This window comes from Micromonospora sp. ANENR4 (assembly GCF_015354395.1).
GTDB lineage: Bacteria > Actinomycetota > Actinomycetes > Mycobacteriales > Micromonosporaceae > Micromonospora > Micromonospora aurantiaca.
In genome coordinates, this window is sequence record NZ_JADKYQ010000010.1 from 105,356 (window position 1) to 122,972 (window position 17,617).

Annotated in this window: 21 protein-coding genes; 4 read left to right on the plus strand and 17 right to left on the minus strand. The window is 74.7% G+C overall.

Annotated elements, in window-relative coordinates:
- Positions 1–6: 6 nt before the first annotated feature.
- Together IRY44_RS18955 and IRY44_RS18960 are read right to left on the minus strand one after the other, a co-directional pair.
- On the minus strand, positions 7–1,284 hold the full coding sequence (locus IRY44_RS18955) for a cupin domain-containing protein (protein WP_194801623.1): 1,278 nt from the start codon (positions 1,282–1,284) through the stop codon (positions 7–9).
- 3 nt (positions 1,285–1,287) lie between these two features.
- On the minus strand, positions 1,288–1,590 hold the full coding sequence (locus tag IRY44_RS18960) for a hypothetical protein (RefSeq protein ID WP_026268594.1): 303 nt from the start codon (positions 1,588–1,590) through the stop codon (positions 1,288–1,290).
- A 185-nt stretch (positions 1,591–1,775) separates the two neighbouring features.
- Here IRY44_RS18960 and IRY44_RS18965 point away from each other — a divergent pair, with 185 nt between their 5' ends.
- Complete coding sequence (locus tag IRY44_RS18965; RefSeq protein WP_194801624.1) at positions 1,776–2,519, plus strand: PIG-L deacetylase family protein; 744 nt, start codon at positions 1,776–1,778, stop codon at positions 2,517–2,519.
- A gap of 9 nt (positions 2,520–2,528) precedes the next feature.
- The gene (locus IRY44_RS18970) at positions 2,529–3,338 is read left to right on the plus strand and encodes a DUF72 domain-containing protein (RefSeq protein WP_194801625.1); all 810 of its coding nucleotides are present in this window, start codon (positions 2,529–2,531) and stop codon (positions 3,336–3,338) included.
- Here IRY44_RS18970 and IRY44_RS18975 read toward each other — a convergent pair.
- The 9 genes from IRY44_RS18975 to IRY44_RS19015 all read right to left on the minus strand — a co-directional run bounded on the left by IRY44_RS18975 (position 3,323) and on the right by IRY44_RS19015 (position 9,257).
- A complete protein-coding gene (locus IRY44_RS18975) occupies positions 3,323–3,751 on the minus strand; it encodes a DUF2267 domain-containing protein (RefSeq protein ID WP_194801626.1) in 429 nt (142 codons plus the stop codon). The genes IRY44_RS18970 and IRY44_RS18975 overlap by 16 nt on opposite strands.
- A 283-nt stretch (positions 3,752–4,034) precedes the next feature.
- Positions 4,035–4,904, minus strand: coding sequence for a DUF72 domain-containing protein (locus IRY44_RS18980; RefSeq protein WP_194801627.1), 870 nt, complete (start codon positions 4,902–4,904; stop codon positions 4,035–4,037).
- 48 nt (positions 4,905–4,952) lie between these two features.
- Complete coding sequence (locus IRY44_RS18985; protein WP_194801628.1) at positions 4,953–5,351, minus strand: TraR/DksA C4-type zinc finger protein; 399 nt, start codon at positions 5,349–5,351, stop codon at positions 4,953–4,955.
- A 182-nt stretch (positions 5,352–5,533) separates the two neighbouring features.
- Positions 5,534–6,163 carry a uridine kinase gene (locus IRY44_RS18990; protein WP_194801629.1) on the minus strand — a complete coding sequence of 210 codons (630 nt, stop codon included), beginning with the start codon at positions 6,161–6,163 and terminating at the stop codon, positions 5,534–5,536.
- Positions 6,164–6,262: 99 nt separating this feature from the next.
- The gene (locus IRY44_RS18995) at positions 6,263–6,874 is read right to left on the minus strand and encodes a winged helix-turn-helix domain-containing protein (protein WP_194801630.1); all 612 of its coding nucleotides are present in this window, start codon (positions 6,872–6,874) and stop codon (positions 6,263–6,265) included.
- A gap of 292 nt (positions 6,875–7,166) precedes the next feature.
- A complete protein-coding gene (locus tag IRY44_RS19000) occupies positions 7,167–7,739 on the minus strand; it encodes a winged helix-turn-helix domain-containing protein (RefSeq protein WP_194801631.1) in 573 nt (190 codons plus the stop codon).
- A 52-nt stretch (positions 7,740–7,791) separates the two neighbouring features.
- On the minus strand, positions 7,792–8,283 hold the full coding sequence (locus IRY44_RS19005) for a rhodanese-like domain-containing protein (RefSeq protein ID WP_194801632.1): 492 nt from the start codon (positions 8,281–8,283) through the stop codon (positions 7,792–7,794).
- Positions 8,284–8,321: 38 nt separating this feature from the next.
- Positions 8,322–8,774: a cysteine dioxygenase family protein gene (locus IRY44_RS19010; protein WP_194801633.1), complete on the minus strand. Its 453-nt coding sequence runs from the start codon at positions 8,772–8,774 to the stop codon at positions 8,322–8,324.
- A gap of 105 nt (positions 8,775–8,879) precedes the next feature.
- Entirely contained in the window at positions 8,880–9,257 is a 378-nt protein-coding gene (locus IRY44_RS19015) for a signal peptidase I (RefSeq protein WP_194801634.1), read from the minus strand.
- A 70-nt stretch (positions 9,258–9,327) separates the two neighbouring features.
- Between IRY44_RS19015 and IRY44_RS19020 the strand changes: the two genes are divergently transcribed.
- Positions 9,328–9,720, plus strand: a complete 393-nt coding sequence (locus tag IRY44_RS19020) for an ankyrin repeat domain-containing protein (RefSeq protein ID WP_194801635.1) — start codon at positions 9,328–9,330, stop codon at positions 9,718–9,720.
- Between the two features lie 23 nt (positions 9,721–9,743).
- A complete protein-coding gene (locus IRY44_RS19025; RefSeq protein WP_194801636.1) occupies positions 9,744–10,724 on the plus strand; it encodes a DUF3500 domain-containing protein in 981 nt (326 codons plus the stop codon).
- Here the strand turns inward: IRY44_RS19025 and IRY44_RS19030 are convergent.
- The 6 genes from IRY44_RS19030 to IRY44_RS19055 form a co-directional block, all read right to left on the minus strand.
- Positions 10,702–11,454, minus strand: a complete 753-nt coding sequence (locus IRY44_RS19030) for a class I SAM-dependent methyltransferase (RefSeq protein ID WP_194801637.1) — start codon at positions 11,452–11,454, stop codon at positions 10,702–10,704. The genes IRY44_RS19025 and IRY44_RS19030 overlap by 23 nt on opposite strands.
- A 52-nt stretch (positions 11,455–11,506) precedes the next feature.
- The gene (locus IRY44_RS19035; protein ID WP_194801638.1) at positions 11,507–12,010 is read right to left on the minus strand and encodes a DUF2231 domain-containing protein; all 504 of its coding nucleotides are present in this window, start codon (positions 12,008–12,010) and stop codon (positions 11,507–11,509) included.
- Positions 12,011–12,086: 76 nt separating this feature from the next.
- The gene (locus IRY44_RS19040) at positions 12,087–12,803 is read right to left on the minus strand and encodes a GAF and ANTAR domain-containing protein (RefSeq protein WP_228532436.1); all 717 of its coding nucleotides are present in this window, start codon (positions 12,801–12,803) and stop codon (positions 12,087–12,089) included.
- 203 nt (positions 12,804–13,006) lie between these two features.
- Positions 13,007–15,301, minus strand: a complete 2,295-nt coding sequence (gene secA2, locus IRY44_RS19045; RefSeq protein ID WP_194801640.1) for an accessory Sec system translocase SecA2 — start codon at positions 15,299–15,301, stop codon at positions 13,007–13,009.
- A gap of 156 nt (positions 15,302–15,457) precedes the next feature.
- Complete coding sequence (locus tag IRY44_RS19050) at positions 15,458–16,546, minus strand: zinc-binding alcohol dehydrogenase (protein ID WP_194801641.1); 1,089 nt, start codon at positions 16,544–16,546, stop codon at positions 15,458–15,460.
- Entirely contained in the window at positions 16,539–17,561 is a 1,023-nt protein-coding gene (locus IRY44_RS19055) for a Gfo/Idh/MocA family protein (protein WP_194801642.1), read from the minus strand. Before IRY44_RS19055 ends, IRY44_RS19050 begins: the two co-directional genes overlap by 8 nt.
- Between the last annotated feature and the right edge of the window lie 56 nt (positions 17,562–17,617).

The window sequence follows — 17,617 nt, forward strand, 5'->3', positions numbered from 1 at the left end:
CCGGGATCAGGCGGGGGTCAGGACGGCCTCCTTGAGGAGGCGGCGGGCCAGCGTCAGACGATCGGCGTCGTCGTCGAGGCCGGGCAGGTCACCGACTCGGGTCACCTCGCCGGTGAGCAGCGCGCGCAGCGCGGCCTCGCAGGTGCCGGGCAGGGTGAGCGTGCGGTCGGGCACCCGCAGCGTGACCCGTCCGTCGGCGGCCGGGGTGAGCTGCCACCGCAGGCCGCCGCGTACCGCGACCTCGCTGTCCGCGCTCAGCCGGGCCAGCGCCTGCGCCTGGGCCAGCGGCCGGATCGGCGCCGGACGGGCGGCCGGCCACACCCGGGCACGCAGCCGGCCGGCCACCGCCGCCGGGTCGGCCCGCAGCAGCCAGTCGCGCAGCGCCTCGACGGTCTCGGTCAGCTCCGGCTCGATCGCGTCCGGGTCGGCCAGGTCGAGCCCGAACGGCAGGCTCGCGCGCAGCCGCGCGTCCTCGGCGGCGAGCGCGAGCAGCTCCTCGACCACCGCGTACCGGGTCAGCGCCCGGATGCCCACGGTCAGGTGCAGCGAGCTGGACTCCTGCGCCTGGGCGCTGTGCAGCCAGCCGCGCGGCAGGTAGAGCGCGTCGCCCGGTTCCAGCACCACGTCCAGTTCGGGGCGGCCCTCGGCGGTCGCGGAGACCTCGTCGGCCCGGCCGCCCCACGGCTGGCGTTCCAGCGGGTCGGCCAGCACCGGCGGGTGGATCCGCCAGTGCTTGCGTCCGTCCACCTGGAGCACGAACACGTCGTGGGTGTCGTAGTGGGTGGCGAAACCCTGGCTGCCGGCCGGGGTCAGGTAGGCGTTCACCTGCAACGGCTGGGCCAGCGCGGTGCCCAGGTCGCGGGCGAAGTCGACGATCGCCGGCCAGGTGCGGTGCAGGCCCTGCAGCACCAGCGTCGCGCCGTTGGCGTACAGCGCCAGCACCTTCTCGTCCAGGACCTGGTCGCCGATCTCGGCGCCCGCGCCACCGCCGCCGGTGAACCGCGCCGCCGGCACCAACTGGCCGTCCTTCGCCACCCGCAGGAACGGGGTACGCAGGCCGCGGCGGCTGAGCAGCTCGTCGGCGTCGGCGGTGCTGAGCAGGTCGGTGAAGCCGTCGGCGTTCGGCAGCTCGGCGGCGCGGGACAGCAGCGGGCTGCGCCCCCAGTGGTCGGCGGCGAACTTGGCCGGCTCCACCGCCACGCACCGGGCCAGCGCCTCGGTCGCGGAGAACGGAACCGCCGGGCGGCCGTGGCCACCCGGCGGGTCGACGTGCGTGGTGCTCATGTGTCAGGCGCTGCCGTCGGCGCCGCCGTCGTGCTGACCCGGGGTCGCGCCGCCGTCGGCCGGACCTTCGGCGCTGCCGTCCGCGCCACCGTCGTGCTGACCCGGAGTCGCGCCGCCGTCAGCGGGGCCCTCCGCGCCGCCGTCCGCGCCACCGTCGTGCTGACCCGGAGTCGCGCCACCGTCGGCCGGACCCTCCGCGCCGCCGTCCGCGCCACCGTCGTGCTGACCCGGGGTGGCACCGCCGTCGGCCGGGCCCTCCAGGCCGCTGCCGCCGCTGCTCTGGATGTCGTCGTCGTTCAATGCCATGGGTGCTCCCTCGGTGTGCCGCCCCGCGTGGTGCCGGGGTCCGTGTGCAGCGGGTGGTACCCCACGCCCGATCTTCTCTAACCACACCGTAGACGCCCGGACGCCGCCGTACGGACGGTTCGCGGGGCAAGCGGTGGGAGCGGGCGAGTGCCAGGATGGCGGGAGGACGACGCGAGGAGACGCACGTGACGCAGCCGGAGCCACTCACCCCGCTGACCGAGGACTGGCAGCGGGCGCTGGCAGTGGTGGCCCACCCCGACGACCTGGAGTTCGGCGCCGCCGCCGCGGTGGCGCGCTGGACCGGGCAGGGCAAGGAGGTCGTGTACTGCCTGCTCACCAGCGGCGAGGCGGGCATCGACGGGATGACGCCGGAACGCGCCCGGGTGGTGCGCGAGGAGGAGCAACGGGCCTCCGCCGCCGTGGTCGGGGTGTCGGAGGTCGAGTTCCTCGGCCTGCCCGACGGGCTGCTGGAGTACGGCGTGCCGCTGCGCCGGGCCATCGCCGCCGTGGTGCGCCGGCACCGGCCGGACGTGGTGCTGACGAACAACTTCCGGGAGACGTGGGACGGGGCGTACGCGCTGAACCAGGCCGACCACATCGCCTGCGGCCGGGCCACGCTGGACGCGGTCCGCGACGCCGGCAACCGGTGGATCTTCCCGGAGCAGCTCACCGACGGCACACAGCCGTGGTCGCGGGTCCGCGAGGTGTGGGCGGCCGGTTCGCCGATGGCCCGGCACGGGGTGGACGTGACCGACACGTTCGACAGGGGTGTGGCGTCGCTGCGGGCGCACGGGGCGTACCTGAGCGGGCTCGGCGACGGCGGTTTCGACGCCGAGGAGTTCCTGGAGGGCATGGCCCGCCCGGCCGGCAGCCGGCTCGGCGCACGGTTCGGCGCCACGTTCGAGGTCTTCCAGATCAACCTTCAGTAGGGCACGGCGATGTTCCTGGTCGGCACGTCGGGCTGGCAGTACCGGGACTGGCGGGAACGGTTCTACCCGGCCGGGCTGCCACAGCGGCGCTGGCTGGAGCACTTCGCCGCGCGGTTCGCCACGGTCGAGGTGAACAACGCGTTCTACCGGCTGCCGGAGCGAGACACGTTCGTCGCGTGGCGGGAGCGTACGCCCGGCGACTTCTGCGTGGCGGTGAAGATGAGCCGCTACCTGACGCATATCAAGCGGCTGCGCGACCCGGCCGAGCCGGTGGCCCGGTTCCTGGACCGCGCGTCCGGGCTCGGCGACCGGCTCGGCCCGGTGCTGGTGCAGCTCCCGCCGACGCTGCGCGCCGACCCGGACACGCTGGCCGGCGTGCTGCGCCGGTTCCCCGCCCACGTGCGGGTGGCCGTCGAGCCGCGACACCCGTCGTGGTGGACCGACGACACCCGGCGGGTCCTGGAACGGCACCGGGCGGCGCTGGTCTGGGCGGACCGCCTCAGCCGGCCGATCACCCCGCTGTGGCGCACCACCGACTTCGGGTACCTGCGGCTGCACGAGGGGCGGGCCCGGCCGTGGCCGCGCTACGGGCGGGCCGCGCTGGCTAGCTGGGTGCACCGGCTGGCCGGGGAGTTCGGTGACGGCGACCCGGCGTACGTCTACTTCAACAACGACCCGGGCGGCGCGGCGATCGTCGACGCGGTCGCGTTCGCCGGGCTGGCCCGGCGAGCCGGGCTGCCGGTGTCCCGGACGCCGGCGGCCCGCCCCGCCGAGGGGGCGGGACGGGCCGGTCCGGTGCCGGATCAGGGAATCATCTGACGCAGGTCACCCGGCATGGTGGCCTTCACGTCCTCCCACTCGCCCTGGGTGACGTGCCGCCGCAGCGTGTCCAGCACGACCTGCACCACCCGCTGCGCGCCGCCCTCGACGTCGTACGGGAAGCCCTGGCGCACCTCGTACAGGAAGTCGTCGCGGTTGAGCTTGATCGGCACGTTCTCCGGTTGCCAGCCGTCGAAGTAGATCCCTCGCACCAGCACCGGCAACTGCTGGGCGAACTCGGCGCTCTCCTGCACCGGCAGCCGGTCCCGCAACAGGTGCAGCACGGTACGCAGCGCGGCGTAGGACTGGTTGCGCTGTTCCTTCGGCCAGCCGTACGCGGACTCGATCTCCTTGAGGATCACGTTCGTCTTGTCCAGCGAGGACTCGAACGCGGACAACAGCTGTTCGGCCATCGGGCTCACCCCCGTACTTCGGTCTCCCAGCGTCGGTCGTCGGCGCGGCGCGGCGGACCGCTGGGGCCCCGCCACAACCGGGTCGGACTGAACCGGCCGGGCCGTTCGGCCCGCCGTGGCGCCTCGGAGCTGCCGACCACGTGCAGTACGCCACCGCGGCGCCGGTCCGCCACCACCCGTACCGTCATGACCCACCTCCTCGTCGCGGCGCCCGAGCCGGCGCCCACCGTTCATGCTGCGGCGGGGGTGGGTGAGTGGACCTCACCCGGACCGGGTGAGTCGCTCAGGCGTCCAGCAGGCCGGCGAGTGTGGTGGCGTTGCGCTGCGCGTAGTCCCGATAACAGTTGTTCATCAGGATGTGTGTCTGCCCGGCCTCGCCGGCCAGCTCGCGCAGCTTCGGCGCCCAGTCGCGCAGTTCCCGCTCGGAGTAGTCGTAGCCGAACTTCTCGTGGATGTCCTTGCTGGTCCACTTGTCGCTGTGCCCGTGGAACCGGACCACCGCGAGGTCCGCGGTGGCCGCCAGCACCGGCGGTACTGACGACTTGTGTCCCTGCGGCATGTCCACGCAGACGAAAGGCAGGTCGTGCTCGCGCAGGAAGCCGAGCGTCTCCTCGGCGTTGTCGCCGTCGAACCAGGAGGCGTGCCGGAACTCGACCACCGGACGCAGCGGCGCGCACCGGCGGGCCACCTCCAGCAGGTACTGCTTGTTTGCGCGCTTGATGGTGAACCAGGGCGGGAACTGGAACAGCAGCGCGCCCAGCTTGCCGGCCTCGACGAGCGGGTCGAGGGCGGACAGGAACCGGGTCCACACCTCCTCGTACGCCTGCGCGGGCAGGTCGTCCGGGTAGACGTTGCGCTTGTCGGTGTCCGGGCGCAGGTCCTTGTAGAGCGCGGAGACGCGGGTGGGGTGGCCGGTCAGCAGGCTGAACGCCTTGACGTTGAACGTGAACCCGGGCGGGGTGCGTTCGGCCCACAGCCTGGCGGTCCGCTCGGCCGGCGGCGAGTAGTAGGTGGCGTCCACCTCGACCAGCGGGAACTGCCGGGCGTAGTAGGACAGCCGCTTCTCCGGGGTGTCGGCGCTCGCCGGGTACCAGCCGGAGTCGAGCAGCGTCCGGTCGGTCCACGAGGCGGTGCCCACCTTGATCTCACCCATGATGGGAGTTCACCGCGCTGCAGGACCGACCGGCAACCGGAACGGCGTTCAGGCCGCCCGCCGCTCCCTGGTCTGCTTGCAGGCCACACAGGAGGTCGCGGACGGGAAGATCTCCAGCCGCTCCACCGGGATCGGGGCGGTGCAGCCCTCGCAGAAGCCGTAGGTGCCCTCGTCCAGGCGGGTCAGCGCGTGCTCGAACTGGGCCCGCCGGTCCAGGATGGTGCGCAGCAGCGACTGCGCGGTGTCCCGCTCGGCGGTCTTGGTGCCGCTGTCGGCCTGGTCGTCGCCGGCGGTGTCGCCGACCTCCACCAGCCGCAGCACCTGGCTCTGCGCCACGGTGTTCTCGTACTCGGCGGTCAGCTCGTCGTACCGCGACCGCAGGGACTGCCGGATCTGGTCGACCTCCGCCTGGGAGCGGCCGGTGGCTGTCGTGTCGTGGACGAGCATCGCTGCCTGCCTTTCCTACACCCTCATACCGGACCGGGGCGGCCAGCGCCCCGGACCCGGTCCGACTGTGGATGCGCGGGCGACGAGATCACCCGTGCTCTGTGAGCCGGGCGATTACCCCCGCCCTCGGCGGGTCAAACCGGCTGTTTCCTGAGTGTTTCCGGTGAGTCCGCAGCCGCTGGTCAGGCGGCCTCGACGAGCGCCGGACGACGCGGATCGTCGGCCCGGACCACCACGTCGGCGAAGGACGCCGGGTCGACCTCGCCGGCGTAGCGGGCGAACGCGGGCAGGGTCCAGCGCAGCGCCGGGTCGGTGCGCCGCGCAAGCGCCGCCGGGGAGAGCACGAGGTGGACGGTGACGTCGAACGGCAGCGTGCCGCCGAGCAGCAGCGCGCCGCTGACCAGGACCACGCCGCCGGGCGGCAGATCGACGTACGCGGCGCGGCTGGCCCGGTCGGCGGCGGCGTCCCACAGTGACGGCAGCAGCCGGCCGGAGCCGTCCGGGCCGGCCGGGTCGAGCACCTCGCGGCGCAGCCCGGGTTCGTCGAGCCAGCCCTCGTAGTACGCGTCGGGGTCGGTCCGGCCGTGCTCCAGGCGTACCGAGGCGGGGCGGAGGAAGTCGCCGGCGCGGACGTGCAGCACCGGCCGGCCGGCGGCGCGCAGCGGGTCGACGAGCGCCCCGGCGAGCGTGTCCGGCCCGGCGGCGGGTGGGCCGTCCACGGCGACCCGCAGCCGGCCGGGCGTCCCGGTGCGGGCGAGACGCTCGGCCAGCTCGGTGACGAGCCGGTCGGGGCTGATCGGGCGCACGCGCATCGGACCATCGTGCCGCGCGGGCGGGCGGGTCACCACATGATCGGTTCGGGCGGTCGGGGCTCCGTCCGGCGCCGATCGGCGGGTGGTGGTCCCGGACGGTCAGCCGGTGCGGTCGATGGTGACGCGGGCGTCGTCGGCGAGCCGGTAGCCGACGCCGTAGACGGTGGTGACGAGCGGGACGTCCACGCCGACCTTGCCGCGCAGCCGGCGTACGTGCACGTCGACGGTGCGGACGCCGGCGTGCTCGTACCCCCAGACCGCGTTGAGCAGTTGCAGCCGGGTGAACACCCGGCGCGGGTGGGCGACCAGGTGCAGCAGCAGGTCGAACTCCAGGCGGGTCAGCGGCAGCGGCTCGCCGTCGCGCAGCACCGACCGGGACGACGCGAGGATGTGCAGGATGGGGATGGTCGGAGCGAGCGGGCGGGCCGGAGCGCGGCCGCCCGGCACGGCGTCGGGCCGGCGCTCGGCCGGGACCGTGCCCGCGCTGACCACCGCGTCGCCGCGTTCGAGCATCTCGCGGGCGGCGTCGAGCAGCCGGCGGGCGGCCGGGGTCAGCGACTCCTCGCAGGCCAGGGGAATGGTGAGGGTGACGGTGAGCATGGGCGCGGCGGCCGTGTTCGCGGGACGACGCTGGCCGCCCGGGGGGCGACCGGGGACCGCGGGTTGGGACGTATGCCATCCGGCGCGCGACGAGGCGGGGCTGACCGACATGGTCCTCCTTGGGCTGGTCCGGGTATCTCCCCACGGCCCGGGACGCCGCTTCATCGATGCTTCCCGGCGTCTCTGCGAGGGTCAAGGGGCGGCCGCGTTGCATGAATGTGACATTTGACGAACACATCGCAGCCGTGCGCTCGCTCTGCGTGCGAGGCCCGTTGATTACAGCAGAGCACCGATTCGCGGTGGTACGGGGGGTCTCCCCGGGCGTTCACAATGGCGGATCAGCGGCGAACGTGAACGCGGCGCACCCGATCCCGGGGTGCGCCGCGTGCCGGCCGGGCCGGGGTCAGGCGTCGCGGTCCACGAGGATCGCGGCGTCGTCGGCGAGGCGGTAGCCCACGCCGTACACGGTGGTCACCAGCGGCGTGTCCGGCCCGAACTTGGCCCGCAGCCGGCGCACGTGCACGTCGACGGTGCGCGCCACGGCGTGCTCGTAGCCCCAGACGTTCGCGAGAAGTTGCAGGCGGGTGAACACGCGGCGGGGATGTTCGGCGAGGAACAGCAGCAGGTCGTACTCGATGCGGGTCAGCGGGATCTCGGCGCCGCCGTGCCGGACCCGCCGGGTGCCGGTGAGGATGCGCACGCCGCCGGGGACGGGCGCCGCCGGGGCGGCGGCGTCGCCGCGGCGCAGGTCGAGCACGGTACGGGCGGGTGGCCCCTCGCCGGAGGCGGCCAGTCCCTCGCCGGACGCGGCCAGTTCGTCGAGCAGGTCGACCAGGCGTGCGAGGCCCGGCGTCAGCGGCCCGGCGCCCAGGTCGAGCGTGATGGTGAGCGTCGGTGCGGTACGCGGCCGGGGCGGCACGGCCCGGTCGGGGCGGCCCGGGCGGGCCGGACGGGTGGTGAGGGCGACGACGGACATGGGAGCCTCCTGTGCGGGCTGTCGCCCCGCCCAGCCGGGTGCGGCGGGACGGTCAGCGGAGCGCCCCGGCGGCGGTGACCGGGGGCGCGGCGGACGAGGGTCGGGTCGGCGGGGTGGGACCGAGGGTGGGCAGGCCGGCGATCTGCCAGGCGGCGAAGCCGCCGACGACGTCGGTGGCCCGGTGCAGGCCGAGGTCCTGGAGCGCGGCGGCGGCCAGCGACGAGGTGTAGCCCTCCTGGCAGAGCACGATCACCGGGACGTCGTAGCCGGTCGCCTGCGGCAGCCGGGCCGCGCAGCGCGGGTCGAAGCGCCACTCCAGCACGTTGCGTTCGACCACGAGGGAGCCGGGCACTGTGCCCTGCGCGGCACGCTGGGCGGCCGGGCGGATGTCCACCAGCAGCGCGCCGCCCCGGCACGCCAGGTGGGCCTGCTCCGGGTCGAGCCGGCGCAGGCGGGCGCGGGCGGCCGCGAGGATCTCGTCGATGCCCCGCGAGCCGGGCGGCGGGACCGGACAGCGCTCGGTGCGGGTGGGGGTCTGCGCCATCGTGGCGTCCTTCCGTTCGTCGGGGTTGCGAGGGCGGCTCACCAGGCCACACCGGCTCGGGCCACCTCGGCGACCCGGAGCCGGCCGGCGACGAGGTGGTAGCGGGTCATCCGGGTCAGCGCCGGCCGGTACACGTGCACGCTGACGGCGGGCTCGTCGCCGTGGTTGGTGACCTGGTGCACGTGCCGGGCGCCGAAGCGCCGACCGGCTCCGGCGGCGAGCCGGTGCGGGCGCAGCCGCCCGCCGCTCACCGTCTCCTCGGTGAGCACGCCGGCCACGACCAGGAACGCACCGGCCGAGCCGCCGTGGTCGTGCAGGCCGGTGCCCTGTCCGGGCAGCCAGCTCAGCGCCCACACCTCGTGTGCGTCGCCGGCGTCCAGCCGGGCGTACCAGCGCTCGGGCGCCTCGAATCGCAGCGGCACCGGCCAGCCGTCCGGGTCGGCCCAGCGGGCGGCGACGGCGAGCAGGTCGGCGGGAACGGTGCTGGTCATCGGCGGTGCGTCCTCACGGTGCGGAGCGGATGTGCTCCCACAGCTTAGACGGTAAAGCCTATCGGTTTAGTAGGTAATACCGAATACTGGGACGCCGGGCGCGGCTCAGCGGAGGACCGGCGGGCCCACCTGGTAACCCGGCACCGACGGCCAGCGGACGGTGAGCACCGTGGACTCGCGCTCGGCGTACCAGGAGTGGTCCACACCCCGGCCCCACACCACGTAGTCACCGGGCGCGCGCAGCACCACCGTCCGGTCCGGCAGCTCGATCCGGAACGCGCCGCTGATCAGCACCAGCAGGGCGGTACGCCGCTCACCGGTGGCCCACCGGGACCGGGTCTCCCCCGCCGGGTGCACGCCCCACTTCACCTCCACGTCGGTGCTGTGCCGCACGTCCCCGGCCGGCTTGAAGTGGCCCAGCAGCCAGCCCGCGTCGGTCGCGCCGTCCACCGCCGCGTTGCCCACGTACACCCGATCGTCCATGTGCGCGCCTCCCGTGCCCGGCTGCGCAAGGTACCAGGCGCGTCCGGCCGCGACGCCATAGCCTGGGCGGATGCCCGACGAACTCGACGACGAGACCATCGCCTTCGCCCACCGGATGTTCGACCTGGCGCGGGCCGGCGCCACCGAGGAACTTGCCGCCAACGTGGACGCCGGGCTGCCGGTCAACCTCACCAACGCCAAGGGCGACACGCTGCTGATCCTCGCCGCGTACCACGCCCACCCGGAGACGGTGGCCGCGCTGCTGGCGCGGGGCGCCGACCCGGCCCGGGTGAACGACAGGGGGCAGACCGCGCTCGCCGCGGCGGTGTTCCGGCGCCAGGAGGCCGCCGTCCGCGCGCTGCTCGACGCCGGCGCCGACCCGGACCACGGCGGACCGTCCGCGGTGGAGACCGCCCGGTTCTTCGAGCTGCCCGACATGCTGACGCTGCTCGGCCGCGCGTGACCGGCGGGCGGTATACAGGGACGGTGGAGGATCCCGTACCCGAGCAGATGCGCACGGCCGCCGCGGCGTTCCTGGCCGCGCTGGACGAGCCGGCCCGCGGCGCCGCCCGGCACGCCTTCGATGACGAGCCGGCCCGGCGGTGGCTGGAGTACCGGCCGCGGCCCCGGCCCGGCGTCGCGCTCGCCGGCCTGGACGTCGACGCCCACAAGGCCGCCCACCGGCTGCTCGCCACCGCGCTCAGCCCGGCCGCGTACGCCCAGGCCATGACCGTGATGGCGCTGGAGGAGGTGCTGGACCGGGCCGAGGACTGGCGGCGCGGCCGGCACAGCGGCGACTACTGGGTGGCCGTCTTCGGCGACCCGGCCCGCGACGACGACTGGGCCTGGCGGTTCGAGGGACACCACCTGTCGGTGAGCATGACGGTCGCCGACGACCGGGTCTCACCCGCGCCGGTCTTCCTCGGCGCCAACCCGGCCACCGTCCGGCACGCCGGCCGCCCGGTCTCCCGGCCCCTGGGCCCCGAGGAGGACCTGGCCCGCGAGCTGCTCGACGCGCTCGGACCGGCCGGCCGCTCCGCCGCGATCATCGCCGACGAGGCGCCCGCCGACATCATCAGCGCCACCCGGGCCACCGCGCCGGGACGGCTCGACCCGCTCGGCGTACCCCGGGGGCGGCTGCGGCCCACCGGCCGGGCGCTGCTCGACCGGCTGGTCGCGCTCTACCTGGACCGGCTCCCGCCGGAGCTGGCGGCCCGGGAGGCCGACCGGCTCGACGGCGGCGAGCTGCACTTCGCCTGGGCCGGCCCGGTCGAGCCGGGCCGGCGGCACTACTACCGGGTGCAGGGCGACGACCTGCTGATCGAGTACGACAACACCACCGACGACGGCAACCACGCGCACACCGTGCTGCGCCGCCCGGCCGGTGACTTCGGCGCCGACGTGCTGGCCGCGCACCACGCCGCCGCCCACCGGCCCGGCCCGCTCAGTCCCGGCGCGCCTCGATGAGGAAACGGCGGGCGTACGCGACGAACGGTCCCTCGGCGCGGATCCGCTCGTCCAGGCGGCGCAGCTCGTCGGTGTAGCGGCCGACGGTGAAGCCGGGCACCGTCCAGACCACCTTGCGCAGGAACCAGACCACCGCGCCGATGTCATGGAAGACGGCACGCAGCGTGGCCTCACGCAGGTCGACCACCGTCAGCCCGGCGGCCCGCGCTTCGGCGACCGCCGCCTCCGGATGGCGGTGCTCCGGCGGCGGCAGCGGCCCGAGGACGGCCTCGCTGAGCTCCCGCATCGTGCCGGGGCCGATCTGCTGGGACAGGTAGGCGCCGCCGGGTCGCAGCACCCGGGCCACCTCGCCCCACCAGGTGTGCACCGGATGACGGCTCACGACCAGATCGAAGGCGGCGTCCCGGAACGGCAGCGGCGGGCGGTCGCCCACCCGCACCACGGACGCGCCGAGCGGGCGCAGGTGGCGCCGGGCCACCGGCACGTTCGGCGGCCACGCCTCGGTGGCGACCAGCAGCGGCGGCGGCGCGGGCACCTCGGCCAGCACCTCTCCCCCGCCGGTGTCGATGTCCAGCGCCGCGTTCACGGCGGCCATCCGTTCGCCGACCAGGCGCGCGTACCCCCAGGGCGGGCGCTCCTCGGTGGCGCGGCCGCGCAGCCAGTCGAAGCCCCAGCCCTCGACCGGCGCCGCCTCGGCTTCGGCTACCAGTTCCTCGAACGTGCCGACCATGCCCGTGAGCCTGCCGCCCGGCGGTGGCTGCGGCAACGCATTTCCGCAGGGGTCAGAACGGGCGCGGGCGGGCGATCTCGACTGTGGACCCGGCGGGCACGTCGCCGAACGTCTCGAAGCCGCTCGGCTCGGCGGCCCGGTCGAACTGCTGCATCAGCCGCGCGCCCAGGGCCACCCCGACCGCGCCGACGGCGAGCGCAACGAGTTCGGCGGCGAGCAGGGCGCCGTTCGCGCCCCGCTGCGGCGCGTTCGCCCGGATCAGGCAGGACAGCAGGAAGAGCGCCGCCATGACGGCGTTGACCAGGTTGAACGTCAGCACGGTCCGGCTGGTGCGCCCGGCGCGGACGTCCCACAGGTCGACCAGGCCGGCGACTGTGGTGAGCCCGGCGGCGACGAGCGCGGCCACGGCGGTCCAGTAGCCCACCTCGCCGAGGAACGCCGGGCCGCCGGCCACGTCGGCCAGGTCGAAGACCGCGGCGCAGACGAACAGGCCGAACGGGAACGTGACAAGCATCGGTTGAATGGGATGCCCCTGCACCCGCAGTCGGCTCTGCATCGCTTCCTCCCCAGGTCGGCGCAGCTCACCAGTCCAGAGTGCTACCCGAGGTGCCGCGGGGTGAAACGACTGTCGCTCAGTTGTCCCGGGGCCGGGAGACGGTCAGCACGAGCCTCTCGGCCACCTCGCGCAGCGGGATGTCCAGCGAGGACGCGGCGCTGCGCAGCACCCGCAGGGCCTCCGGGGCGGGACAGCCACGCTGCGTCATGATCACGCCGACGGCCTGCCCGACCACGCCCTCGGCCAGCAGCGAGTCGTCGATCTCACCGGCCCGGGAGGCGGCCCGCTCGCGGTCACGCGCGGCGGCCAGCAGCAGACCGGCGTGCTCGGCGAGCAGCATCGCGGTGAGCTGGTGCCGGGGGGTGAGCGCGTCGGGCGCCTCCGCGTACAGGTTGATCGCGCCGATCACCTGCTCGTCCACGTCGACCGGGGCGGAGATCACCCCGTGCACGCCCAGCGCGCGGGCCCGCTCGCTCCAGGCCGGCCAGCGCGTCTCGTCGGGCAACCCGCCCGCGATGATCATCTCCCGGCGGCGGATCGCCGTCATCGCCGGTGTGTCCGGGCCGTGCCGCAGGTCGTCCAGCTCGGCCCGGTCCGGGTCGGAGGCGGCCACCCCGGCGGGCTCACCGGCGCGCAGCGCGGTGAAGCCGCAGCAGTCCACGCCCGGCACGGCGTCGCGGGCGATCCGGACCAGGCGGTCAAGCGCCTCGTCGAACCCGGCCGCACCGATCAGGCCGGCGGTCAGCTCGCGCAGCAGCGCGGCCGTCTCCAGCACACCGAGGTTGTCGATCATGGGTTGGCGCGTGTCGAGGTTCACCGGGCCGGGGCCTCCACCGTCCCCGCGTGCGTCCGCGCGGTCTCCCCGTCCGGCACCGTTGCCTGTCCCATGTCCGTCCCTCCTGTGGCCGGGCCCCGGCCTACTACCCTCGCAGACCGCAGGCGAAACCGCGCAAAAAGGCCCCTCCCGGTCGCACCGGAAGGGGCCTTCGGCGCGGGTCAGCGCGACCCGGAGATGAGCCGCCGACCCACCGAGGCGATCAGCCGGTCCAGCTCCGAGCCGAACGGGTTGTCGTGCACGAGGTAGGTCCAGGTGGCGGTCGGGCGCACCAGCTTCGACGAGTCCGGCTCCCAGCCCTCGTCGAACTCGGTCTCCTCGAACGTGGCCACGGTCCGCGTCTCGATCTCGGGCACCAGCGCGTTGAACGCCGGCACCGCGCTGCGGTGGAACTCGTCGAGCGGGTCGAGCCGGCCCAGCGCCCGCAGGTGCACGCCCTCGCGTACCTCGGACAGCTCGGCCAGGTGGTCGGCCCAGAGCCGGTCCAGGTGGTAGAGGGCGATCTTGCGGGCCACGTCGGCGAGCAGGTCCTCGTCCATGTCGCCGGCCTTCTCCGGCACCCGCTCCAGCAGCATCAGCGCGGCGATGTCGCTGGTCAGCAGCCGCTCCCGGCGCTCGGCCAGCGCCTTGCGCTGCTGCTCGATCACCTGGCTGTAGCGCCACGTGTTGCGGTGGATCTCGTGGTTGACGCCCTCGGCGACCCGCTGGGCGTGCTCCACCGCGTAGTCGACCTGCGGGTCGGTGACCAGACCGTCGGCGTTCATCCGGGGCGAGGCCGGCACGGTGTCGCCGGCGTGCCGGACCACCAGGTCGTCCTCCAGGCTGACGAAGAACACCGACCCGCCCGGGTCGCCCTGCCGGCCGGCCCGGCCGCGGAGCTGGTCGTCGACCCGGCGGCTGTCGTGCCGGCCGCTGCCGATCACGTACAGGCCGCCCAGCTCCGCCACCCGGTCCCGGTCGGCCTGGTCGCTGCCGCCCAGCCGGATGTCGACGCCCCGGCCGGCCATCTGGGTGGAGACCGTCACCGCGCCGTACGCGCCGGCCTCCGCGATGATGCCGGCCTCCTCGTCGTCGTTCTTGGCGTTGAGCACCACGCACGACACGCCGGCGGCGTTGAGCGCGGCGGCCAGCCCCTCGGACTCCTTGACGTCGAGCGTGCCGACCAGCACCGGCCGCCCCGCCTCGTGGCAGCGCGTGATCTCGTCGACCAGCGCCTCCTCCTTCTCGGCGCGGGTGGCGTAGATCCGGTCCGGCTCGTCCTCGCGGACGCAGGGGGTGTTCGGCGGGATCACCGCGACCTCGAGGCCGAAGAACTCGCGGAGCTGGTCGCCGACGAGCACCGCGGTCGCGGTCATGCCGCAGACCGTCGGGTAGAGCGCGATGTACGCCTGCACGGTGATCGTGCCCAGCACCTCGCCCTCGGCGGTGGCGTCCAGGCCCTCCTTCGCCTCGACCGCGGCCTGCAGCCCGTCCGGCCAGCGGCGGCGCTGCGCGACCCGGCCGCGCATCTCGTCGATCAGCTCGACCGAGTCGTCCCGGACGATGTAGTCCACGTCGCGGTGCAGCAGGGCGTGCGCGTGCAGCGCCACGTTCACCGCGGAGAGCTGCCCGACGTGCTCCTCGTCGTACAGGTCGATGCCACCGAGCTTGGCCTCGACGGTGGCCAGGCCGACCGAGGTGAAGGCGACGCTGCGGCCGTCCTCGGCGATCGTGTAGTGCTTGCCCTTGCGCAGGCCGCGCACCAGCGCGGCGGCCGCGTGCACCGGATCCTGCTCGCCGCCGACCGCGCCGGCCAGCACCATCGGCACCCGGGCCTCGTCGATCAGGATCGAGTCGGCCTCGTCCACGATCGCGGTCTTCAGCGCCGGCTGCACCCGGTCGGCCAGGTCGGTGACGAGCTGGTCGCGCAGGAAGTCGAAGCCGGCCTCGCTGACCGAAACGTAGGTGACGTCGCAGCCGTACGCGGCACGCCGCTCGTCGGGCGTGGACGCCTCGTTGACCCAGCCGACGGTCAGGCCGAGCAGGTCGTAGACGGGCGTCATCCACTCGGCGTCGCGGCGGGCCAGGTAGTCGTTGACGGTGAGCACATGCACCGGGCCGTTGCCCAGCCGCACGTGGCCGTACGCGGCGACCGTGGCGGTGAGCGTCTTGCCCTCACCGGTGGCCATCTCGGCGACCTTGCCGGACAGCAGCGCCATCGCGCCGAGCAGCTGTACGTCGTAGGGGCGCTGGTCGAGCCCGCGCCGGGCCGCCTCGCGGCCGATCGCGCAGATCTCCTCGTACCCCGTGGCCCGGCCGGCGGCCTCGGTCAGCTCGGCGTCGGAGAGCTGCTCCAGGTCCGCCTCGCGCGCCTCGATCGCCGGCAGCAGCTTCTCCAGCGGCGCCAGGTCGACTGTCGTCCCCGGGCGCTGGAGGAACCGGCGGAACCTGGTCTTCAACCGTTGCGACACACCCATGAGCGGCAACGGTACGCGAACCGGAGCCGATTGTGACCCCCGCCCACCGCGCGTCTCCCGCCCACCGTCCGCCCGCTTCCGTCGATCATGAGGTTGACGGCATGTCGTGTCCGTTTTGTCGCCGTCAACCTCATGATCGACGCCCTGGGAGGGGGGTCAGGGGGTGAGGACCACCTGGAGTTCGGTGCGGCGGCGGTCGGCGAGGTCGGTCAGCAGGGTGGGGGCCTCGTCCAGGGGGACCACCGCCGAGATCAGGTGCTTGCGGATCACGTCGCCGTACTGGCGCAGCAGCTCCACCGTCTCCGCCGACAGCCGCTCCCGGTCCCAGGTGGGGGCCAGTCCGCGCGGCACCCGGCCGATCTGCGCGCAGCGCAGCGACAGCCCGTTGTGGTGGAACTCCTCGCCGAGCCGGACCGCGTCCGCACCGGCCTGGTAGAACGCCAGGTCGATCACCGTGCCCTGCGGGCGCAGCAGGCGCAGCGCGAGCTGCAACGCCCAGTCCTGCCCCCGGCACTGGAAGACCACGTCGGCACCCCGGTCCCCGGCCGCGTGGTTCCACCGCGTCTTGAGCACCACCGCCGGGTCGTCCGCGTCCGGGTCGAGCGTGTCCAGACCGAGCGCCTCGGCGACCTGCCGCCGGGCCGGTGTCGGGTCGACCACCACCACCGAGGCGGCGCCGTGCCGGCGGGCGAACAACGCGGTCAGCAGCGCCACCACGCCGCCGCCGACCACCGCCACCCGGCGTCCGCGTACGCCGTCACCGAGCGTGCGCACGTCGGTGCCGCACAGGTCGGCGGCGGCGTGCAGCAGCCCGTTGGCGCAGATCGGGCCCATGTGCGCGACGTACACGCCGAGCAGCGGATCCAGGTCGTCGGGCAGCGGCACGAACCGTTCGGTGAGCGGGTCGGCCACCCAGCCGCTGCGGTGCCCGTACGTCATGGCGCCGACCTCGCCCACCGCGACGGCCGGGGTACGGCTGGCCACCACGCGTCCGACCTGCATGTAGCCGAGCCGGGTCACCGGGTACGGCGTGCTCGCCTCCCCGGGGCGGAACAGCCCGAGCGCGGCGTCCCAGGTGACGTGCAGGTACGGGTTGGTGCCCTTGACGAAGCTCAGTTCGGTGCCGGCGGAGACACCGCTGTAGAGCGTCTCCACCCGGAACGTGCCCTCGCGCAGCTCCGGCGCGTCCAGTTCGGCCAGCTCCACCCGGCCGGGACCGCCGACCACCACCACCCGGTCACGCATCGACGCTCACCCCCGCGTCCGCGACCGCCGCGGTGAGCCGGGCCGCCGGGCCGGTCGGCAGCGCCACCGGCCGCCCGGCACGCGCCGACTCGGCCACCGCGAGGGCCAGCCGGTGGGTGCGCAGCGCCTCGGCGTACGGCACCCGCACGTCGTCGCCGAGGCCGCACACGGCATCGACGAACGCCCGGTCGACGGCGACCCGCGCGGCGTCCGGGTCGGCGGACACGTGCCGCTCGCCGTCGGCGTCACGCACGGTCAGGCCGTCCTCGGCCAGCCACATCGCCAGCCCGTCGGCGAGGATCTCCACGCCGGCCCGGTGCTTCCAGCCCAGCACGCAGGACGCGGCGAGCGTGCCGACCGCGCCGGAGCCGAACCGCAGCGTGGCCGCGGTCACCGAGTCGATGTCGGCGCCGTCGACCGGCGGCGGGGTGCCGTCGCCGTACGCGGTCACCTCGACCGCCTCACCGGCCAGCAGCCGGACCAGGTCCAGCACGTGCGCGGCCTGCTCGACGACCGGGCCGCCGGAGCGGTCCCGCCGCGCCCACCACGCCACCGGCGGCACCTTGTCCAGCCAGGCGCCGTTGACCATCCGCACCGGACGGCCGGCGAGCAGCCGCCGGGCCTCCTCCACCACGTGCAGGTAGCGCCAGTGGTGGCCGACGCCGGTGAGCAGCCCGCGCTGCTCCACGAGCGCGGCGACCCGCTCGGCGGTCTCCAGGTCGATCGCCACCGGCTTCTCCACGAACATCGGCACGCCGGCGGCGACCACCGCCTCCTCGACCGGGCCATGCGCGAACGGCGGCACGCACACGTACACCGCGTCCGGGCCGGCCGCGAGCAGCTCGTCCACGTCGCGGAACACCCGCCCGCCGTACGTGCCGGCGAGCGCCCCCGCCGCGTCCGGCGCGACGTCCGTCACACCGAGCAGCTCCACGTCCTCGAAGCCCGTGAGCACCCGGGCGTGGCGTTGCGCCACCCCACCGGCTCCGACTAGTCCCACCCGGCAGGTACGCATCCGACCAACCCTCTCGCCACGACTGGAAGACTTCGGTCACCACTCCCCCCGGCGGC

Bases quoted from the DNA above. Each gene is read 5' to 3' on its own strand.
- IRY44_RS18975 (WP_194801626.1), bottom strand. From the start codon at position 3,751: ATGGCCGAACAGCTGTTGTCCGCGTTCGAGTCCTCGCTGGACAAGACG.
- IRY44_RS19000 (WP_194801631.1), bottom strand. From the start codon at position 7,739: ATGTCCGTCGTCGCCCTCACCACCCGTCCGGCCCGCCCGGGCCGCCCC.
- IRY44_RS19040 (WP_228532436.1), bottom strand. From the start codon at position 12,803: ATGATCGACAACCTCGGTGTGCTGGAGACGGCCGCGCTGCTGCGCGAG.
- secA2 (WP_194801640.1), bottom strand. From the start codon at position 15,301: ATGGGTGTGTCGCAACGGTTGAAGACCAGGTTCCGCCGGTTCCTCCAG.
- IRY44_RS19005 (WP_194801632.1), bottom strand. From the start codon at position 8,283: ATGGCGCAGACCCCCACCCGCACCGAGCGCTGTCCGGTCCCGCCGCCC.
- IRY44_RS19010 (WP_194801633.1), bottom strand. From the start codon at position 8,774: ATGACCAGCACCGTTCCCGCCGACCTGCTCGCCGTCGCCGCCCGCTGG.
- IRY44_RS18955 (WP_194801623.1), bottom strand. From the start codon at position 1,284: ATGAGCACCACGCACGTCGACCCGCCGGGTGGCCACGGCCGCCCGGCG.
- IRY44_RS19030 (WP_194801637.1), bottom strand. From the start codon at position 11,454: ATGGTCGGCACGTTCGAGGAACTGGTAGCCGAAGCCGAGGCGGCGCCG.
- IRY44_RS19055 (WP_194801642.1), bottom strand. From the start codon at position 17,561: ATGCGTACCTGCCGGGTGGGACTAGTCGGAGCCGGTGGGGTGGCGCAA.
- IRY44_RS18995 (WP_194801630.1), bottom strand. From the start codon at position 6,874: ATGTCGGTCAGCCCCGCCTCGTCGCGCGCCGGATGGCATACGTCCCAA.
- IRY44_RS18990 (WP_194801629.1), bottom strand. From the start codon at position 6,163: ATGCGCGTGCGCCCGATCAGCCCCGACCGGCTCGTCACCGAGCTGGCC.
- IRY44_RS19035 (WP_194801638.1), bottom strand. From the start codon at position 12,010: ATGCAGAGCCGACTGCGGGTGCAGGGGCATCCCATTCAACCGATGCTT.
- IRY44_RS18960 (WP_026268594.1), bottom strand. From the start codon at position 1,590: ATGGCATTGAACGACGACGACATCCAGAGCAGCGGCGGCAGCGGCCTG.
- IRY44_RS19020 (WP_194801635.1), top strand. From the start codon at position 9,328: ATGCCCGACGAACTCGACGACGAGACCATCGCCTTCGCCCACCGGATG.
- IRY44_RS19050 (WP_194801641.1), bottom strand. From the start codon at position 16,546: ATGCGTGACCGGGTGGTGGTGGTCGGCGGTCCCGGCCGGGTGGAGCTG.
- IRY44_RS19015 (WP_194801634.1), bottom strand. From the start codon at position 9,257: ATGGACGATCGGGTGTACGTGGGCAACGCGGCGGTGGACGGCGCGACC.
- IRY44_RS18970 (WP_194801625.1), top strand. From the start codon at position 2,529: ATGTTCCTGGTCGGCACGTCGGGCTGGCAGTACCGGGACTGGCGGGAA.
- IRY44_RS18985 (WP_194801628.1), bottom strand. From the start codon at position 5,351: ATGCTCGTCCACGACACGACAGCCACCGGCCGCTCCCAGGCGGAGGTC.
- IRY44_RS18980 (WP_194801627.1), bottom strand. From the start codon at position 4,904: ATGGGTGAGATCAAGGTGGGCACCGCCTCGTGGACCGACCGGACGCTG.